5 tRNA genes and 1 rRNA gene are annotated in these 724 nt (G+C 48.2%); all 6 read left to right on the top strand.

The annotated features are described in order from the left end of the window. Window positions 1-75: 75 nt before the first annotated feature. Window positions 76-148, top strand: a tRNA-Lys gene (locus tag AC1DMU_RS29475). Window positions 149-164: 16 nt separating this feature from the next. After that, window positions 165-247: transfer RNA gene (locus tag AC1DMU_RS29470), tRNA-Leu, on the top strand. Window positions 248-345: 98 nt separating this feature from the next. Continuing rightward, window positions 346-422, top strand: a tRNA-Arg gene (locus AC1DMU_RS29465). A gap of 3 nt (window positions 423-425) precedes the next feature. Beyond that, window positions 426-502 (top strand) — tRNA-Pro (locus AC1DMU_RS29460). A gap of 1 nt (window position 503) precedes the next feature. Next, window positions 504-574, top strand: a tRNA-Gly gene (locus AC1DMU_RS29455). A gap of 77 nt (window positions 575-651) precedes the next feature. Then, window positions 652-724: ribosomal RNA gene (locus AC1DMU_RS29450) — 16S ribosomal RNA — on the top strand; the annotation flags it as partial.

Raw genomic sequence — 724 nt, 5'->3', positions numbered from 1 at the left:
TATAGCCAAGCGGTAAGGCAACGGACTTTGACTCCGTCATGCGCTGGTTCGAATCCAGCTAGCCCAGCCATTTACGAGCCATTAGCTCAGTTGGTAGAGCATCTGACTTTTAATCAGAGGGTCGAAGGTTCGAATCCTTCATGGCTCACTTTTGTTTTTTCCGCGCGGTCGTGGCGGAACGGCAGACGCGCTAGGTTGAGGGCCTAGTGGGGGAAACCCCGTGGAGGTTCAAGTCCTCTCGGCCGCATCAAAAAATCTTTTTTAAAAAGTACTTGCATTTGAAAATGTAGTATGATAAGATAATTGAGTCGCCAAAATACAACGACGAAAAAACATCATGAATAAGCGCCCGTAGCTCAATTGGATAGAGCGTTTGACTACGGATCAAGAGGTTAGGGGTTCGACTCCTCTCGGGCGCGCCATAACGGGAAGTGGCTCAGCTTGGTAGAGCACCTGGTTTGGGACCAGGGGGTCGCAGGTTCAAATCCTGTCTTCCCGACCACGCGGGTGTAGTTTAGTGGTAAAACAAGAGCCTTCCAAGCTCTGGTCGAGAGTTCGATTCTCTTCACCCGCTTTTAGTTCTTTGAAAACTGAACGAAACAAACAACGTGAAACGTCAATTTTTATTTTTAGATGCTAGACAAACTAACTTTATTGGAGAGTTTGATCCTGGCTCAGGATGAACGCTGGCGGCGTGCCTAATACATGCAAGTCGAGCGAATGG

The sequence above is a fragment of the Bacillus sp. 01N45 genome (genome assembly GCF_056399205.1).
This window is presented reverse-complemented; position numbering and strand designations above follow the sequence as displayed.